Origin of the sequence: Micromonospora sp. WMMD736, from assembly GCF_049179015.1 — a bacterium.
Taxonomy (GTDB): Bacteria; Actinomycetota; Actinomycetes; order Mycobacteriales; family Micromonosporaceae; genus Micromonospora.
The window spans coordinates 150,327-166,713 of record NZ_JBMHMI010000001.1 but is presented as its reverse complement, the minus strand read 5'-3'; the positions used below and the strand labels follow the sequence as shown (position 1 = coordinate 166,713).

11 protein-coding genes and 1 pseudogene are annotated in these 16,387 nt (G+C 71.3%); 2 read left to right on the top strand and 10 right to left on the bottom strand.

Annotation, left to right across the window (positions count from 1 at the left end; all coding sequences use genetic code 11):
* Positions 1-87: 87 nt before the first annotated feature.
* Positions 88-1,293 carry an aromatic ring-hydroxylating oxygenase subunit alpha gene (locus ACN269_RS00550; RefSeq protein ID WP_421470438.1) on the top strand — a complete coding sequence of 402 codons (1,206 nt, stop codon included), beginning with the start codon at positions 88-90 and terminating at the stop codon, positions 1,291-1,293.
* A 51-nt stretch (positions 1,294-1,344) separates the two neighbouring features.
* Entirely contained in the window at positions 1,345-1,551 is a 207-nt protein-coding gene (locus ACN269_RS00545; protein ID WP_421470437.1) for a hypothetical protein, read from the top strand.
* A gap of 15 nt (positions 1,552-1,566) precedes the next feature.
* Here ACN269_RS00545 and ACN269_RS00540 read toward each other — a convergent pair whose 3' ends face one another.
* The 10 genes and pseudogenes from ACN269_RS00540 to ACN269_RS00495 all read right to left on the bottom strand — a co-directional run.
* The gene (locus ACN269_RS00540) at positions 1,567-2,238 is read right to left on the bottom strand and encodes a 4'-phosphopantetheinyl transferase family protein (RefSeq protein WP_421470436.1); all 672 of its coding nucleotides are present in this window, start codon (positions 2,236-2,238) and stop codon (positions 1,567-1,569) included.
* Entirely contained in the window at positions 2,235-2,990 is a 756-nt protein-coding gene (locus tag ACN269_RS00535; protein WP_421470435.1) for a thioesterase II family protein, read from the bottom strand. The genes ACN269_RS00540 and ACN269_RS00535 overlap by 4 nt, the downstream gene beginning before the upstream one ends.
* A gap of 46 nt (positions 2,991-3,036) precedes the next feature.
* Positions 3,037-3,882 carry a metallophosphoesterase family protein gene (locus ACN269_RS00530; protein ID WP_421470434.1) on the bottom strand — a complete coding sequence of 282 codons (846 nt, stop codon included), beginning with the start codon at positions 3,880-3,882 and terminating at the stop codon, positions 3,037-3,039.
* 22 nt (positions 3,883-3,904) lie between these two features.
* Positions 3,905-5,131: a cysteine desulfurase-like protein gene (locus ACN269_RS00525; RefSeq protein ID WP_421470433.1), complete on the bottom strand. Its 1,227-nt coding sequence runs from the start codon at positions 5,129-5,131 to the stop codon at positions 3,905-3,907.
* Between the two features lie 36 nt (positions 5,132-5,167).
* A complete protein-coding gene (locus ACN269_RS00520) occupies positions 5,168-6,016 on the bottom strand; it encodes a glycosyltransferase family 8 protein (RefSeq protein WP_421470432.1) in 849 nt (282 codons plus the stop codon).
* Between the two features lie 298 nt (positions 6,017-6,314).
* On the bottom strand, positions 6,315-7,535 hold the full coding sequence (locus ACN269_RS00515) for an FAD-dependent oxidoreductase (RefSeq protein ID WP_421470431.1): 1,221 nt from the start codon (positions 7,533-7,535) through the stop codon (positions 6,315-6,317).
* 25 nt (positions 7,536-7,560) lie between these two features.
* Positions 7,561-8,421 (bottom strand): 3-hydroxybutyryl-CoA dehydrogenase, encoded by an 861-nt coding sequence (locus ACN269_RS00510; RefSeq protein WP_421470430.1) that lies wholly within the window; start codon positions 8,419-8,421, stop codon positions 7,561-7,563.
* A 24-nt stretch (positions 8,422-8,445) separates the two neighbouring features.
* A complete protein-coding gene (locus ACN269_RS00505) occupies positions 8,446-9,666 on the bottom strand; it encodes a glycosyltransferase (protein WP_421470429.1) in 1,221 nt (406 codons plus the stop codon).
* A 31-nt stretch (positions 9,667-9,697) separates the two neighbouring features.
* A complete protein-coding gene (locus tag ACN269_RS00500; protein ID WP_421470428.1) occupies positions 9,698-10,969 on the bottom strand; it encodes an activator-dependent family glycosyltransferase in 1,272 nt (423 codons plus the stop codon).
* A gap of 41 nt (positions 10,970-11,010) precedes the next feature.
* A pseudogene (locus ACN269_RS00495) lies at positions 11,011-16,296 on the bottom strand (SDR family NAD(P)-dependent oxidoreductase); the annotation flags it as partial.
* Positions 16,297-16,387: the final 91 nt, after the last annotated feature.

Sequence of the window (16,387 nt, the reverse complement as noted above, 5' to 3'; positions counted from 1 at the left end):
AGCTCGCGCCGATCGCCCGGGCCCGCTTTCCGCCAGTCAGGCCCGCGTCAGCGGTCTACGGCGCGCGCCGAAACCCGGAGGTCGATCGTGGTTTTCAATCCCACCCGTGGTGAACTGCCCGTACGCTTCGGGCACAACGTGCCCGCAGTACCGCCGATCGGGCCCTCGACACTCGACGCCGAGGTCTACCGCGACCCGGAGAGGTACGAGCGGGAGCGGGTGCGCATCCTCAACCGGAGCTGGCAGATCATCTGCCGCTCGGAGCAGATCCCCAACCCTGGCGATCACCACGTCTGGGAGGGGCACGGCGAGAGCGTCGTCATCACTCGCCGCGCGGACGGTGGTCTGGCCGGCTTCCACAACGTCTGCCAGCACCGGGGCGCACGCATCGTGACGGCGAGCGGCACCGGCGCCCGGCGCTTCACCTGCCGGTGGCACAACTGGTCGTACGACATCGAGGGCAGGGTGACCGACGTCCTCGATCGCCAGGACTTCGACCAGAACGTACTCGCAGGTCTCTGCTCCCCGGCTCTGGACCTGGACGAGTGGGGTGGCTGGGTGTGGGCGGTGCTGGCCGGGCCCGGAGTCGCCGGCCCACTGCTCGACTGGATCGGCTCGGAGATCGCCGCTGACCTCGGCGCGTACCGCATGCAGGACATGAAGCTGGTCGAGAAGCTCGAGTGGGAGGTCGACGTCAACTGGAAGGTGTGCGTCGACGCTTTCAGCGAGTACTACCACGCCCAGGCGCTGCACAACATCCCGCCCAAGGAGGCCCGGGACGCCCGGCACAGCACGATGGACGTCTTCGGGCGCAACGGCATGATGGTGGTGCCACTGATGGGGGTGCTCGACGAGTTGCAGCGCACCCTCGATCACACCAACCTGGCGATCTGCAACTACCTGCTCTTCCCGACCGTGGTGGTCAACGCCAACCGCATGCACACCCAGATCTTCCGCGCGGTACCGCTCACCGTCGACAAGACCCGCTTCGAGGCGTGGGAACTTCAGTACCACTCCGACAACGAGGAGTACCAGGAGACGGTCGATCTGTTCTGGGCCCTCTTCAAGGGCGTCATCCAGGAGGACGTCGACCAGTGGACCGAGGTCTCCGCCACGCGCCGGTCGTCGGCGTACCGGCGCAACGTGCTCAGCGACCGGGAGTGTCTGCTCACCCACTTCCACCGGGTCTGCAACGACATGCTCGCCGGAGGCAACGGGCTCGGACTCGAACCGGGGCGCGGCGCGGACGCGCCCGCGGCGGAGGTGATCCCCAACCCGCCGTCGGTGCCGTGATCCCGGTCCCGGCCCGGCGCGCTTGACGGGCGGCTGCCGGCGTTGCGAGCGATGGCGGTCGGTGGCTCGGTCACCCCGCCCCGGATATCCGATGACGGCACCGTCGCGCTGGTCGCGGTCCCCCTGGCCGCCGCCGACGACGACATCGCCGCACAGGTACCGGATCAGGGGCGGAACGACAGCCGTCCCGCCGCAGCGAAGCAGCCGGATCCGAACGCGGGGGCACGGGGTCAGGCCGACGCGGTGACCGGGGGCTGAACAGACCCCGGCCGCTCAACTGGGTACGGCGATGGCGGTCCCGGCGTAACCAGCCCGGATCCGCCATCGCCCGTCCAGGTGAGCTAGCGGTACGTCGATGCCGGTCGGCACCGGCCTGAGGAGGGCGGCGGTGAAGGTGCCCGAGGGGTCCAGGTCGATCCGCGCCTCGTGGAAGTCCAGCCACAGACCGGTCACTGGGAACCACGTCTTGTACACCGCTTCCTTGGCACTGAACAGCAGCCGGTCCCAGGGAATCTCCGGATGGGCGACGGCGAGCCGCCGCAAGGCCAGTTCCTCCTCGGGCAGGGCGACGGCCTCCAACACCCCCGCGGGCAGCGGAGCGGCCGGCTCGGCATCGATGCCGAGTGCGGCCACCTCCCGGCGCAGGGCCACCCCGCTTGCGCAGTAGCCCGCACAGTGGGTGATGCTGCCGACCACCCCGCCGGGCCACACTGGCGCGCCCCGCGGGCCGGGGAGGATCGGCACCGGATCGATGCCGAGGCGACCCAGTGCCGATCGTGCGCAGAACCGCGCGGTGGCGAACTCACGGCGCCGCTTGTCCACGGCATGGGCGATCGCCGTCTCCTCCTCGGGCAGGAGCGCGAAGTCGTCTCGGTGCCCGAACGCCTCGACCAGGACCACGCCGCCCGGTACCAACCCGTCCAGTGGGCCGGCAGGCGTGGTCACGCCGGGGTGAGCAGCTGGCGGACGACCAGGTCGGCGACGGCGCGTCGCTGCTCGGCGAGATAGAAGTGGCCGCCGGGGAAGACGTGCAGGCGGAAGCCACCGGTGGTGTGGTCGGCCCAGGACCGAGCCTCGTCGAGGTCGACCTTGTCGTCGTCCTCGCCGACAAGGGTCGTGATCGGGCAGGTCAGCGGCGGCCCAGGCCGGTACCGGTAGCTCTCCACCGCGCGATAGTCGCTCCGCATCGAGGGCAGGATCATCCGTAGCACGTCCTCATCGTCGAGGATCCGGCTGTCGGTGCCGCTGAGGTTCTTCAGCTCGGCCACCAGGCCGGCGTCGTCGCGCAGGTGGACGCTCTCGTCACGGAACCGGGAGGGGGCCCGGCGGCCGGAGACGAAGAGAGTGGCGGGCGCCGCGTCCAGCCGTTCCCGCATCAGGTTCGCCACCTCGAAGGCGATCATCGCCCCCATGCTGTGGCCGAAGAACGCCACTGGTCGGTCCAGCAGTGGCCGCAGCGCCGCGTACGACTCCTCGGCCAACTCGAAGATGCTGCTGAGGCAGCGGTCGCGGAGCCGGTCCTGCCGGCCGGGGTACTGCACGGCGAGCACCTGGACGGCCGAGCGCAGCTCGTACGAGAACGAGGTGAAGTAGCTCGCCGACCCACCGGCGTGTGGGAAGCAGACGAGCGTCGGCCCGCCCTCCGGGCCGGGGTGAAAGCGACGGATCCACGCTCCGTCCACCATGGACTTGGTCATCACGGACTCCATTCGTCGAGGATGGGTCCGGCACGAGTGCCGGGGCTCAGGTGGGGACGGCGGCAGATTCGGTCAGCACCGGGCGGAGCCGCCCCGGAACTCCGGGGCGCTGCCGCCACTCCCGCGGGTAGCCCACCGAGACCTCCTCGAAGCGGACGCCGTCGTGCCAGGTCGTACGCGGAATGTGCAGGTGCCCGTAGACCACCGCGGTTGCCCGGAACCGCTGGTGCCAATCCCCGGTGAGCACCGTTCCGCACCACTGGGCGAAATCCTGGTAGCGCAGCAGACGGGTGGGCTGGCGGATCAGCGGCCAGTGGTTGACCAGCACGGTCGGGATCTCCGGGTCGCACTCGACGAGACGCCGTTCGGTCGCTGTCACTCGGCTGCGGCACCACGCGTCGCGGGACGGGTGGGGATCGGGGTGCAGCAGGTACTCGTCGGAGCAGACCACCCCCGACTCGTGTGCGCGGGCCAACGCCGCCTCCTTGCTGTCCACCCCGGGTACCCGGAACGTGTAGTCGTAGAGCAGGAACAGCGGAGCGACCGTGACGGGACCCCCAGCCCCCCGCCAGACCGGGTACGGATCCTCCGGAGTGACGACCCCGAGCCGCCGGCACATCGCGATCAGCTCGCGGTACCGGTGCTCACCCCGGCTCTGCACCGGGTCCTGGCGCGGCGTCCACAACTCGTGGTTGCCGGGCACCCACACCACCCGGGCGAACCGGCCGGCGAGCAGCGTCAGCGCCCACTCGATGTCGGCGAAGACCTCGCCCACGTCACCGGCGACGATCAGCCAGTCGTCCGGATGGTGCGGTGTGAGGCCCGCCACCAATTGCCGGTTCTCCGCGTAACCGACGTGCAGGTCGCTGATCGCGAGCAGCCGGCCGCTCATCGCCGCCGCACCTCGGACCGGGTCACCGGCTCCCACCCAGATAGTCGGCCAGGCCCTCCAGGAGGCGGTCGATGTCCTCCGCCGTCGTGTAGGGCGCCAGCCCCACCCGGACGCCGCCGACCTCGCCCAGGCCGAGCCGCCGGGACGCCTCGACCGCGTAGAACGTGCCGGAGCCCACGTCGATGCCCTGGCCGGCGAGGTGGCGGTGCACGTCGCGAGGGTGGTGGGCGGTGAAACTCAGGAGCAGGGTCGGCGTACGCCGGGCGGCCCGGGAGTGCACGGTGACCCCCGGCAGCTCGGCCAGCCCACGTTCGGCCCGTGCCCGTAGCGAGTCCTCGTGCTCCTCGATGGCATCGAACGCCGAGGCGAGCCGCGCCCGCCGGTCACCGTCGCGCAACGGGCCCAGCCCGGCGAGGAAGTCCACGGTTGCTCGGGCACCCGCGAGCACCTCGTACGGCAGGATGCCCAGCTCGAACCGCTCCGGCACGTCGTCGGTGGCGGACACCAGCTTGTCCGGCTGCAGGCCGTGCAGTAGGTCAGGGCGGGCAGCGAGGACGCCCAGGTGCGGACCGAGGAACTTGTAGCAGGAGCAGGAGAGCAGGTCCGCGCCGAAGGCGTCCAGGTCGACGCTGGCGTGGGCGCTGTAGTGGGCCGCGTCCACGTAGAACAGGGCGCCCACCTGATGGACCAGGCGGGAGAGCGCGGCGACGTCCGGTCGCGTACCGATCAGGTTCGACGCGGCGGTAACGGCGACCAGGCGCGTTCGATCGGACAGCTCGGCGGCGAGGTGCTCGGACGTCAGCTCGCCGGTGTCGGGGTCGAAGTCCGCCCAGCGGACCGTGGCGCCGGAGCGCTCCGCCGCAAGCACCCAGGGTCGGACGTTGGCCTCGTGGTCGAGCCGGGTGACCACCACCTCGTCGCCAGGCCCCCAGCTCCGGGACAGCGCCCGGGAGATGTCGTAGGTGACCTGGGTGGCACTGCGACCGAAGACGATCCCCTCCGGCGTCGCACCGAGCAGGTCGGCGAGAGCACGGCGAGCCTGCACGACGATGGCATCGGCATTACGTTCGCCTGCCGTGTGGGCGCCGCGGTTCGAGACCGGGTTGGACATCGCCTCGGCCATCGCGTCGATGACCGGCTGCGGAATCTGCGTCCCGCCCGGCCCGTCGAAGTGGGCGGACCCGGCCTTGAGGGCGGGAAACTGTGCCCGGAGGGCGTCGACGTCGTAGTACCAGGTTGCTCTGTTCACTGGTCTCTCCGGGTGTCAGGGCGGAGCGCGGCTCTGCTACCGGGCTGCGGTCAGGTCCGTTGTCCGCGGGAGGTAGGTCAGGTAGAGGTCCTTGAGGGGACCCTCCGGGAAGGAGTCCTGCCACGGCTTCTTCTTGCCGGCGAAGTGGACGATCCGGGTCGAGTCGATCGCGCTGAGATCCTGCTCGAAGCGGGTGAAGTCCATGTCGTTCCACCGCTCGTCGAGGCGCAGCCAACGGTCGTCCACGGCGATGTTCATCGCATCCTGGACCGCGAACCGGAGCTTGCCGGAGTTCGCCCGGATGTAGTCCAACGACCGCGTGGACAGCTCTGCCTGGCGACACCGGGGCAGGTCCATCAGGAGCACCCCGGAGTTGAAGTAGTCGCTGCGCTTCGTGAGCCGGCCAGCATTCGGGTCGAAGCCGGGAACGCCGGTCGCCGCGCCGATGGTCGGGGAGCCGATGTCGATCGCGGCACCGAGCAGCGCGCCCTGCAGATCCGCGTGCCACAGCTCGGTCAGGTCGCCCGTGCACATCACGTCGGAATCCAGCCACAGCATCCGGTCCACGACGTCGGGCACCAGATCGGGCAGGAGCAGCCGGTAGTAGGCGGCGTTGGAGATCCGCGACGACATCATCCGCCACGACGACAGCGGCAGATCGTCCAGTTCGCTGGGGACCCGCAGCACCTGGGATTCGCCCGAGCGCCCAGCCTCCTCGACGACGGCAGCGAGCGCGGCCGCAGGGACGTCGGCGCCCGGCATCAGCCACCAGGTCACGACGCCGCCCGGCGGGATCCCGGTCGCCGCGACCGATTTCATCGTCGCCACCGTCCACCGGACGAAGGCGAGGTCGAAGGCCACCGCGACGTGCATGGGTCCACTCATGTCTCTCCGCTCACTGGTCGACGGTCAAGCCGGTCGCGGCATCGGCATCCGGTCGCACTGCGGCCGTTCGCCACCGGCCGCGCCGGCGGAACCCGGTTCTGCCGGATTCCGCCGGTTCGGCGCGTTGGGGTTCGTGACTCCGACGCGGACGCCCGGCAGTCGCCGGGCGTCTCCCGGCGCGCCCGGGACTCGTGGTCGGCGGACGCGCGGTTCTTCCAAAATCATCGGCACCGGCTGGGGGAAGAACCAGGCAGAACCGGCGGTGGAAACGGCTTCCGTGCTGCCGCCTTCCCGGCGGTCAGGCCGCGACCGGCTGGTTCCAGTCGATGTGATGCCCCCACAGGCGGGCCATCTCGCCGTCGGACAGTTGGCCCTTGCGCCGGATGGTTCGACCCTCGTGCCAGAGCGCGACCGAAACTGCCAGGTTGCGGACGAACGCCTCCGTGCGGCTGCCTGCACGCATCCGCGTGTCCATCTCGGTGCCGATCTTGATCACCCGCTCGATCCGCTCGCGCCGGATGCGGTCGTACCGTTCGAACGCGCCGCGTAGGTCCGGGATGTCACGCAGGCAACGTGCCAGGGTGGCCGCGTCCTCCAGGGCCATCGACGCGCCCTGACCGACCGATGGGCGCACCAGGTGAGCGGAGTCCCCGATCAGCACGACGCGGTCGGTGAACCACGGCCGTCCGTCCGGCAACGCGTGGGCAACGCTCGGGGGGTAGGAATTGACCGTGGCCGCCACGATCCGCGAAGCCGGGGTCCGGTCGACCTCCAGCATCCGACACAGCTCCGCGCGCCACTGCTCGGCGGGCAGGGCGGCCAGTTCCACGGCGGCCTCCGGGGTGTCGATATCCGGCGTGGCCAGCCACTGGACCGTACCGTCAGGCTGCCGGACGTAGCCGAAGAAGGCCTTCGAACCGAAGAACGTCTGGAAGTCGCCCGGCGCTCCCGGCACGTCGAGCCGGCCGGTTCGGCCACCGACCCCGACGATGGCGGTCGGCTCCAACGCAGGGCCGTCCGGGTCGACCGCCGCCCGGACCTTCGACCAGAGCCCGTCGGCACCGATGACGAGATCCCCCTCGGCCGAGCCGCCGTCGTCGAAGAAGACGCGTACGCCGTCGTCGGTTTCCTCGAGGCCGACGAACCGCTTGCCGTGCTCGATCGGCACGCCCTGCCGCTCCGCCTCCTCCAGCAGGGCGCCGTACAGGTCCGAACGGTCGATCATCTGCGTGGGTGTCGCATCGGCGCGGTGCCGCCCGAAGGGCGACGAGCCGAGCCGACGGCCGGTGTGCGAGTGCGCCACGACCGACCTCATGTCCAGGCCGCGCCGCAGGATCGCCGCCTTCATCCCGAAGGAGTCCAGCGCGTCGAGCCCGTTCGAGGCGATGAAGAGGTAGGCGCCCACGTCGTGAGCCGTCCTCCGGTACGCCTCGAATACGACCGGATCCCAGCCGATCCTCCGCAGGGTGATGGCCGCAGCGGCGCCCGCCACCCCGCCACCGACGATCAGTGCCCGCATGGATTCTCCTCGTTGTCTCGTAGGCTCAGCGTGGGTAGGTGTGGAAGCCGCGCCCTGTCTTGCGACCGACCGCCCCCTCCGCCACCAGGCGCCGCAGCAGGTCCGGCGGGGCGTACAGGGGCTCGCGGAACTCCTGGTACAGCGCCTCGGCGGTCGAGGCCACGACATCCAGCCCGATCAGGTCGGCCAGCTCCAGCGGCCCGAGCGGATGACTGCACCCGAGCTTCATGGCGCGGTCCACCGACTCCGCCGTGGACAGCCCGGACTCGACCATCCGGACAGCACTCAACAGGTACGGGATGAGCAGCCCGTTGACCGTGAACCCGACCCGGTCCGGCGACCAGACCACCTGCTTGCCGAGTTGCTCCGCGGCGAACTCGTGCACGGTGCGGCGGGCGTGCTCGCCGGTGGCCTCGGCGGCCACCAGCTCCACCAAGGGCAGTATCTGCACGGGGTTGAAGAAATGGATGCCGGCGACCCGCTCGGGCCGGCTGGTTACCTCTGCCAGCCGGTGGATCGGGATGGACGAGGTGTTGGAGGCGATGACCGCGTCCGGCTGCGGCAGCGCCCGGTCCAGCTCCTTGAAGAGGGCAAGCTTGACCGACTCGTCCTCGGTGATGCTCTCGATCACGAGTTGCCGGTCGGCGAGCGCGTCGAGGTCGGTCACGAAGCTGATCCGTCCGAGCGTCGCGTCGCGGTCCGCCTCGGTCAACCGGCCCTTGGCGACCAGACGGCCCAGCGAACCGAGGAGCCGAGCGCGTCCCCGGTCGGCGGAGGTCTGGCGGGAGACGACCACCCGGACGTCGACACCGGCCCGGGCGCTGATCTCGGCAATACCAGCACCCATGGTGCCGCAGCCGACAATTCCCACTCGTGCCACGTACATGCGCGGTCCTTTCGGTCTCGGGTCTCAGGGCAGTCGGTGGAGCCGGTCCAGAGCGGCGAGCACGTTCCCGGCGCCGTCCTCGGTGGCGATGCGGTCCCGCAACCCGGCGGCCGCCACCCGGTACGACGGGTCACCGAGCGCGGCCGAAACGGCCTTGGTGAGACGGTCGACGGAGAGCTTGGCGTAGGGCACCGGGGCCGGTCCGGCACCCAGCGCGGCCACCCGCCCGGCCCAGAAGGGCTGGTCACCGAGGATCGGCACGCCGACGGTCGGCACGCCCGCCCGCAGCCCGGCGGCGGTGGTGCCGGCACCGCAGTGATGCACCACGGCGGCCATCTGCGGAAAGAGCCACTCGTGCGGGGTCTCCCCGATCGTGATCGTGCTGTCCGAGCGACCGGCCAGCTCGCCCCACCCGGCGTGGATCACCCCACGCGCGCCGGCCCGACGCAACGCCTCGTCCACGAGCTCGGCGATACGCGCCGCATCGGAGACCTTTCGGCTGCCGAAGCCCACGTACACCGGTGGCGGTCCGGCGTCGAGGAAGTCGACGAGTTCCGCCGACGGTTCCCAACCCGCCGGGACAGTCGGCCAGAGGTAGCCGGACACCTCCAGCTCTGGACGCCAGTCCGCTGGTCGGGGCAGCACGCTGGGGCTGTAGCCGTGCAGGACCGGCCAGGCATCCATCTGCGCGCCCAGTTCCCGGCGACTCAGGGCCCGCAGGCCCAGCCGTGAACGCAGCTCCCGGGTGGCGCCCGAGACGAGACGTCCCATCACGCCAAGCACCAGGTGCCCGCTGGCCCGGTTGCCCCAGCGGCCCAGCGAGCCGCCGGTACCGATGAATGACGGCGGGTGCTCGGCGGTCGGAAAGACCGGCTGGAGGAACAGACCCATGCTGGGGATGCCCAGGCTCTCGGCGACGTGTACGCCCTGCTGGGCCGGCATCGACAGCAACAGGACGTCGGCGCCGCCCTTGGCCGCGGCAAGAATCGACTCACCGAGCTCCAGAGTCTTCGCCGTGATCCCGCGCAGCGCCTGCGACGAGTTCTCCGCCTGTGTCCACTCGCCCACCACCGCCGGATCGCCGGGGATCTCCCGGAACTCGGCCCCGGCGGCCCGGACCAGTGCGGCGAAGCGCGGGTACGCGGCAATGGCCACCTCGTGACCCGCCTCGCGCAACCGGGGCAACAACCCTGTGTAGGGGGCGACATCCCCCATCGTTCCCAGTGCGACAACGAGCACTCTCATGGCATCTCCCCGTTCAGGTGAAGCACAGCTGTCAGGCGTCGAGATCCCGGTGCTGGAGCGTCAGCTTCTCCAGTACGGGGACCACGTCGTTCGGTGTCGGATCACTCATCGACTCGTTGCGGAGCCGGTCGGCCCCCTCGGCGAAGCGCGACTCGGTCAGCACTCGCAGCAGGCCGGCCCGCAACGCCTGCGGTGTCAGCTCCGACTGCGGGATCACCAGCGCCGCGCCCACCTCGGCGGTGCGCCGCGCCCGGTACGAGTTCTCGAAGACCATTGGCGAGATCAGCTGCGGCACTCCGTGGTACGCCGCGGTGGACCAGGTGCCGGCGCCGCAGTGATGGGCCACGGCCGCGCAGGTCGGCAGCAGCGCGTGCATCGGTACGAAGTCCACGACCCGCACGTTGTCGGGGAGCCGGGAGACCTGCTCCCGCTGCGCCGCGTCGAGGGTGGCGACGATTTCGACATCCAGGTCGCCCACCGCGTCGAAGAGCCCGTCGAGGGGGCCGAGCAGATAGTCGGCACCGGCGCCGCGTGCGGTGAGTCCGAGGGTCAGGCAGACGCGGGTACGCGTCGGGGGCACCCGGAGCCAGTCGGGCACCACCGCCGTCCCGTTGTACGGCACGTACCGCATCGGCACGGTCGGCTCACCCAACGACATCCGGATGCTCGCCGGAAGCGTGTCGATCGTCCACTGTCCCCGGACGATCGTCTCGTCGAAGGTGAGGTCGTACCGGCCGAGGAGTCCGCCGAGCCAGCCGGCGAGAACGTCGTCGGCAGCGCCGGACGGCCGTTCGGCACGTTGGCTCAGAAACCGCGCCCGCAGATCGACCAGTAGGTCGGCCCCCCACAGCAGCCGGGCGTGGGCCGCGCCGACGGCTCGCGCCGCGATCGCACCCGCCACCGTGAACGGCTCCCACACCACCAGGTCCGGACGCCACGACCGGGCGAACTCGACGATCCCGTCGACCATCGAGTCGTTGTTCGCCTGAGCGAAGAAGCGTTCCGGCAGGATGTCGTTGATCGCCTTGAGGAATGTCCAGCTGTGCGCCTCGGGCCGGGCCGGGTCGAGGTCGACGGAGTTCCAACTGCCGTCGGCCCCGTCACTGACGCCGGCCACCACGTCGAGCAAGCTGTGGTCTTCGCCGACCGGCACGGCGGTCAGCCCCGCGGCGGTGATGGCCCGGGTCAGCCCCGGCTGGCTCGCCACCCGCACCTCGTGCCCGGCGGTACGCATGGCCCAGGCCAACGGCACCATGCTGAGGAAGTGGGTCTCCATGGCGAACGATGTGAAAAGGACACGCAAGGGGGATCAGTCTCCTCGGGCCGGCAGGTGGTCGGGGCGGGTCATCCGACGCCGATCTCGCGGTCGATGAGCGCGAACATCTCGTCGTCGGTGGCGGTCACGAGCCCCTCCTGCCGGGGACCGTCGCCGCTGTGCCGGGCCAGGAGGGTGCGCAGCCTGGTGACGAGCGCGGACCGGTCGGCGTCGGGCGCGTCGAGCGCGCCGAGCGCCTCGTCCAACCGGTCCAGCTCGGCGTGCAGCCGCTCGGCCGGCGTCGGTTCGGCGCCGATCAGTTCACCGCGCAGGAAGGCCAGCAGTTCGGCCGGAGTGGGGTGGTCGAACACCATGGTCGCGGAGAGCCGCAGCCCGGTGGCGGCGCTGAGCCGGTTGCGCAGCTCCACCGCGGTCAGCGAGTCGATGCCCAAGTCGCGGAACGGCCGGACCGGGTCGAGCGTCTCCCCCGACTGGTGACCGAGCACCGTGGCAACCTGGGTGTACACGAGGTCGGCCAGGCTCTGCTCGCGGCGCGCCGCCGGCATCGCCGCGAGCCGTTCGGCCAGCGTCCCGCCGTCACCGGCTGCGGCGGCAGTCCGTCGGCGGGTGCCGGACAGGCCGCGCAGCAGCGCGGACGACATCCTCTCCAGGTCCAGCCGGACCGGCAGGAGGACCGGCTCGTCGCGCAGCATCGCCGCATCGAACAACGCGAGCCCCTCTGCGGCGGAGAACGGGCGGATGCCGCTGCGGGCCATCTGGCGGCGCCGCTCCTCCGGGTCGAGGTGCTCGGCCATGTCGCTGTGCTCCCCCCACAGACCCCAGACCAGCGAGGTTGCCGGGAGCCCGGCGGCCCTCCGCCGGACGGCAAGGGCGTCGAGGAAGGCGTTTGCCGCACCGTAGTTGGCCTGACCCGGGGCTCCGAACGTGCCCGATGCCGAAGAGAAGAGCACGAAGGCGCTCAGGTCGGCGTCGCGGGTCAGCTCGTCGAGGTACGTCGCCGCGTCCGCCTTCGGGCCGAAGACGGTGTCGAACCGCTCCGGGGTCTGCGCGGCCAGCAGACCGTCATCCAGCACTCCGGCGGCGTGCACCACGGCGGTCAGCGGCCGATCGAGCCGCGCCAGCAGGCCGGCCAGCGCGTCCCGATCGGACACGTCGCAAGCCTCGAACCGCACGTTCGCGCCAGCCCGCCCGAGTTCCTCGACGAGTTCCGTCGCACCCGGGGTGTCCGCACCCCGGCGGCAGGCCAGCACCAGGTGACGCATGCCGTGCTCGGTGACCAGGTGCCGGGTCAGCAGCTGACCGATCCCACCGCCCCCGCCGGTGATCAGCACCGTTCCCTCCGGGTCGGGAATCCGGCCGGACGCGGGAGCGGCGGTGGCGCGGGAGAGCCGGGGCGCGTACAGCCGCCCGTCGCGGACGGCCACCTCAGGCTCGTGGGTCGCCAGGGCCGCGCCGAGGAGCGCGGTGTCGCCCGGCACGTCCAGATCGACCAGGACGAACCGGTCCGGATGCTCCGCCTGCGCCGCCCGGACCACACCGCGCAGGGCCGACTGAGCGGGGTCCGCGTCCGCGCGGCTGGTGACCACCGCGAGCATGGACGCTTCGGTCTGTTCGTTGGCCAACCAGCCGGTGAGCAGGGCGAGCACCCAAGCGGCGTACGCCCGGGCGGCCTCGTGTGGCGGTCGGGCGTCCAGCGCGGGCAGGGCCATCGCGACGACGTCCGGCAGGTCGGCCGGCAGGTCGGCCAGGTCGTCGACGATCAGCACCTCCGTGGCCGGCTGATCCGGCAGCGGCACCCACTCCAGTGCGAACAGCGACCTGTCGACGACGTCCTGGGTGGTGTCGAGGTGGGTGGCGACGAGTTGGTCGCCGGTCAACGGCCGGGCAACGATGGCGGCCACCGATGCGACCGGTGCGCCATCGGCGTCGTACACGTCGACCCGACGCCCGTCCGGGCCGGCCGGAGCGATCCGAACCCGCAGGGCCGACGCCCGCACCGCGTGCAGGGCGACCCGGTTCCAGGAGAACGGCAGAGCGAGCGATCCCGACCCGGCGGCCAGGTCGGCCACCACCGCCGCCTGGAGTGCCGCGTCGAACAGGGCGGGGTGCAGGCCGTAGCCGTCCGGGTCGAGTCCCTCCGACAGGGCCACCTCGGCGTAGACCTCACCGTCGGCACGCCAGAGCCGGCGCAGACCCCGGAACGCGGGGCCGTACTGGAATCCACTCTCCGCCAACCGGTCGTACGCGTCGTCGAGGTCCACCTCGGTCGCGGGCGGGGGCCAGCGGGTCAGCGAGACGGCGTCGGATCCGGCAGCACGGACCAGGGTGCCGACGGCGTGCGGTGTCCACCCGGCGCCCGCGGGCGCGGTGTCGGGCTGGCCGTACACGGTCAGCGGGCGGCGACCGTCCTCCTCCGGCGGTCCGACGACCAGTTGGAGCCGCACCCCACCCTGGGCGGGCAGGGGAAGCAGCGCCTGGATGGTCAGCTCCTCGACCAGATCGCAGCCGACCTGGTCGCCGGCGTGCAGCGCCAGCTCCACGAAGGCCGTGCCGGGCAGGATCGCGACGTCGTTCACCGCGTGGTCGGCCAGCCACGGGTGGGTGCGCAGGGACAGCCGCGTGGTGAACAGGAAGCCGTCGGAGTCGGGCAGCGCCACGGCTGCACCGAGCAGCGGGTGCCCGGGTGCGGCCAGCCCGAGGGCCGCGGCATCCTGCTCCGGAGGCCCGACCACCTCGAGCCAGAAGCGGCGCCGCTGGAACGCGTACGTCGGCAACTCCACCCGCTGGCGGGCACCGCCGTACACGGCCGTCCAGTCGAGGTCGACGCCCCGGACGTACGCCTCAGCCAGCGAGATCGGGAAGCGGTCCCCCTCGTCGCGGCGTAGTGAGCCGAGCACCGCGGCGTCAACGCCCGCCTCGTCCACGATGCCCTGCAGCGCCATGGTGAGCACCGGGTGCGGGCTGCACTCCACGAAGATGCGGAAGCCGTCGGCGAGCAGGGCCTCGACGCCACCGGCGAAGTCCACCGGTTGCCGACAGTTGTCGAACCAGTACTCGGCATCGAGCTCGGCGGTATCACGCTGCCGCGCGGTGACCGTCGAGTAGAACGGGACCTCGGACGAACCTGGGGAGAGCCGGTCGAGCCGCTCGATCAGGGCATCGCGGATGCCGTCGACCTCCGCGCAGTGCGTCGCCGCCGTCGCGGAGACCACCCGGGCGCGTATGTCGTCGGCCACGCACGAGGCGACGAACTCCTCCACGGTGGCGAGGTCGCCCGCGACGGTGGTGGCCTTCGGTCCGTTCATCCCGGCCACCGTGAGCGCCTCGCCCCAGCGCGCGATCCGCCCCCTCACCTGCTCGACGGGGAGCATCACGGAGGCCATCGCGCCCTTCAGCTCGGCGACGATCAACTGGCTGCGCAGGGCGACCACCCGGGCGGCGTCAGCGAGCGGCAGGCCGCCGGCCACGTGTGCGGCGGCCAACTCGCCCTGCGAGTGGCCGATGACGCCGGCCGGGTGCACCCCGTACGACCGCCAGAGCGCCGCGAGCGACACCATGACGGTGAACAGCGCCGGCTGAGCCACCTCCAGGTCGTCCAGACTCCGGGCTCCCGGTCGGTCGAGCAGCACGTCGAGGAGAGAGAAGTCGAGGTACGGCGCGAACGCCGCGGCACACTCCTGTGCCTTCGCCAGGAAGACCGGATGCCGCATCAGGCTCTCCGCCATGCCGGTCCACTGCGAGCCGTGGCCGGGGAAGACGAAGACCACCCCGCCGTCGACCACACCGCCCTGCACGACGAAGGGATCCGGCGTCCCCTCGGCCAACGCGGTGAGGCCGGCGAGGAGTTCGTCCCGATCGACGCCGAGCACCACGGCGCGATGGTCCAGAGCAGCCCGGGTGGTGGCCAGTGACCAGCCGAGGTCGGCCGGCGCGGCGTCGGAGCCGGCCAGGAACGCGTTCAGCCCTTCGGCCTGGCCGCGCAGCCCGGTCTCGTCGCGGGCCGAGACCGGCCAGGGGACCATGGCCGGGGCTGGTGCGTCGGTCGGCCGGGCGACCGGCTCTTCCTCAGGGGCCTGCTCCACCACGACGTGTGCGTTGGTGCCGCTGAGCCCGAAGGAGGAGACGCCGGCGCGGCGGGGCCGGCCCACCTCGGGCCACGGCATCTGCTCGGTGAGCAACTCGACCGACCCCGCGGACCAATCCACCTCAGGAGTCGGCTCATCAATGTGCAAGGTGCGCGGCAACACCCCATGACGCATCGCCTGCACCATCTTGATCACACCACCCACACCAGCCGCAGCCTGCGTGTGACCAACATTCGACTTCAACGACCCCAGATAAAGCGGCCGCTCGCGGTCCTGCCCATACGCCGCGATCAGCGCCTGCGCCTCGATCGGATCACCCAACCGCGTCCCCGTACCATGCGCCTCCACCGCGTCCACATCCACCGCGGCCACACCCGCATCAGCCAACGCCGCCCGAATCACCCGCTGCTGCGCCGGACCATTCGGCGCCGTCAAACCATTCGACGCCCCGTCCTGATTCACCGCCGAACCCCGCACCACCGCAAGCACCTGATGCCCATTACGCCGCGCATCCGACAACCGCTCCAACAACAGCAGCCCGACACCCTCTGCCCCGGCGGTGCCGTCAGCGTCGGCACTGAACGGCTTGACCCGCCCGTCCGGTGCGAGGCCACGCTGCCGGCTGAACTCGATGAAGAACGACGGGCTCGACATGACGGTCACGCCGCCGGCCAGCGCCAGCGAACACTCGCCACGACGCAGCGCCTGCACCGCCAGGTGGATCGCCACCAGCGACGACGAACACGCCGTGTCCACCGTCATCGCCGGGCCCTCCAGGCCGAAGGTGTACGCCACCCGTCCGGCCGCGACAGCCACCGCGTTGCCGTTGGCCAGGTAGCCCTCGTACTCCCCCGCCGCGCCGGGCGACAACATCTGCCGGACGCCGTACCCGCCGGCCATGACGCCGGTGAAGACCCCGGTCTGGCTGCCGCGCACCGACACCGGATCGACACCGGCACGCTCGAACGCCTCCCAGGCGGTCTCCAGTAGCAGCCGCTGCTGCGGGTCGATGGTCACCGCCTCGCGCGGCGAGATACCGAAGAAACCCGCGTCGAACTCGGCGACCCGCGGCAGCAACCCGGCCTGTCGTACGTAGCTGCGACCCGTACGCTCCGGGTCGTCGTCGAAGAGGTTGTGCAGGTCCCAGCCCCGGTCGTCGGGGAAGTCGCCGATGGCGTCCGTACCCGCCGACACGAGCTGCCACAGGTCCTCGGGTGAGCTGACGCCGCCCGGGTAACGGCAGCTCATCGCCACGATGGCGATCGGCTCCCGGCTGGCTTCGACCTGCCGCCGCAGCCGTTCCGTCTCCTTCAGCGACACCCTGAGGGCCTCGAGAACCCGGTTGTCCGGATCGGTCATT

What these genes read in the sequence shown, in the direction of transcription:
- ACN269_RS00545 (WP_421470437.1), top strand. Translation starts at nt 1,345, where the DNA reads ATGGCGGTCGGTGGCTCGGTCACCCCGCCCCGGATATCCGATGACGGC.
- ACN269_RS00535 (WP_421470435.1), bottom strand. Translation starts at nt 2,990, where the DNA reads ATGACCAAGTCCATGGTGGACGGAGCGTGGATCCGTCGCTTTCACCCC.
- ACN269_RS00530 (WP_421470434.1), bottom strand. Translation starts at nt 3,882, where the DNA reads ATGAGCGGCCGGCTGCTCGCGATCAGCGACCTGCACGTCGGTTACGCG.
- ACN269_RS00520 (WP_421470432.1), bottom strand. Translation starts at nt 6,016, where the DNA reads ATGAGTGGACCCATGCACGTCGCGGTGGCCTTCGACCTCGCCTTCGTC.
- ACN269_RS00515 (WP_421470431.1), bottom strand. Translation starts at nt 7,535, where the DNA reads ATGCGGGCACTGATCGTCGGTGGCGGGGTGGCGGGCGCCGCTGCGGCC.
- ACN269_RS00510 (WP_421470430.1), bottom strand. Translation starts at nt 8,421, where the DNA reads ATGTACGTGGCACGAGTGGGAATTGTCGGCTGCGGCACCATGGGTGCT.
- ACN269_RS00505 (WP_421470429.1), bottom strand. Translation starts at nt 9,666, where the DNA reads ATGAGAGTGCTCGTTGTCGCACTGGGAACGATGGGGGATGTCGCCCCC.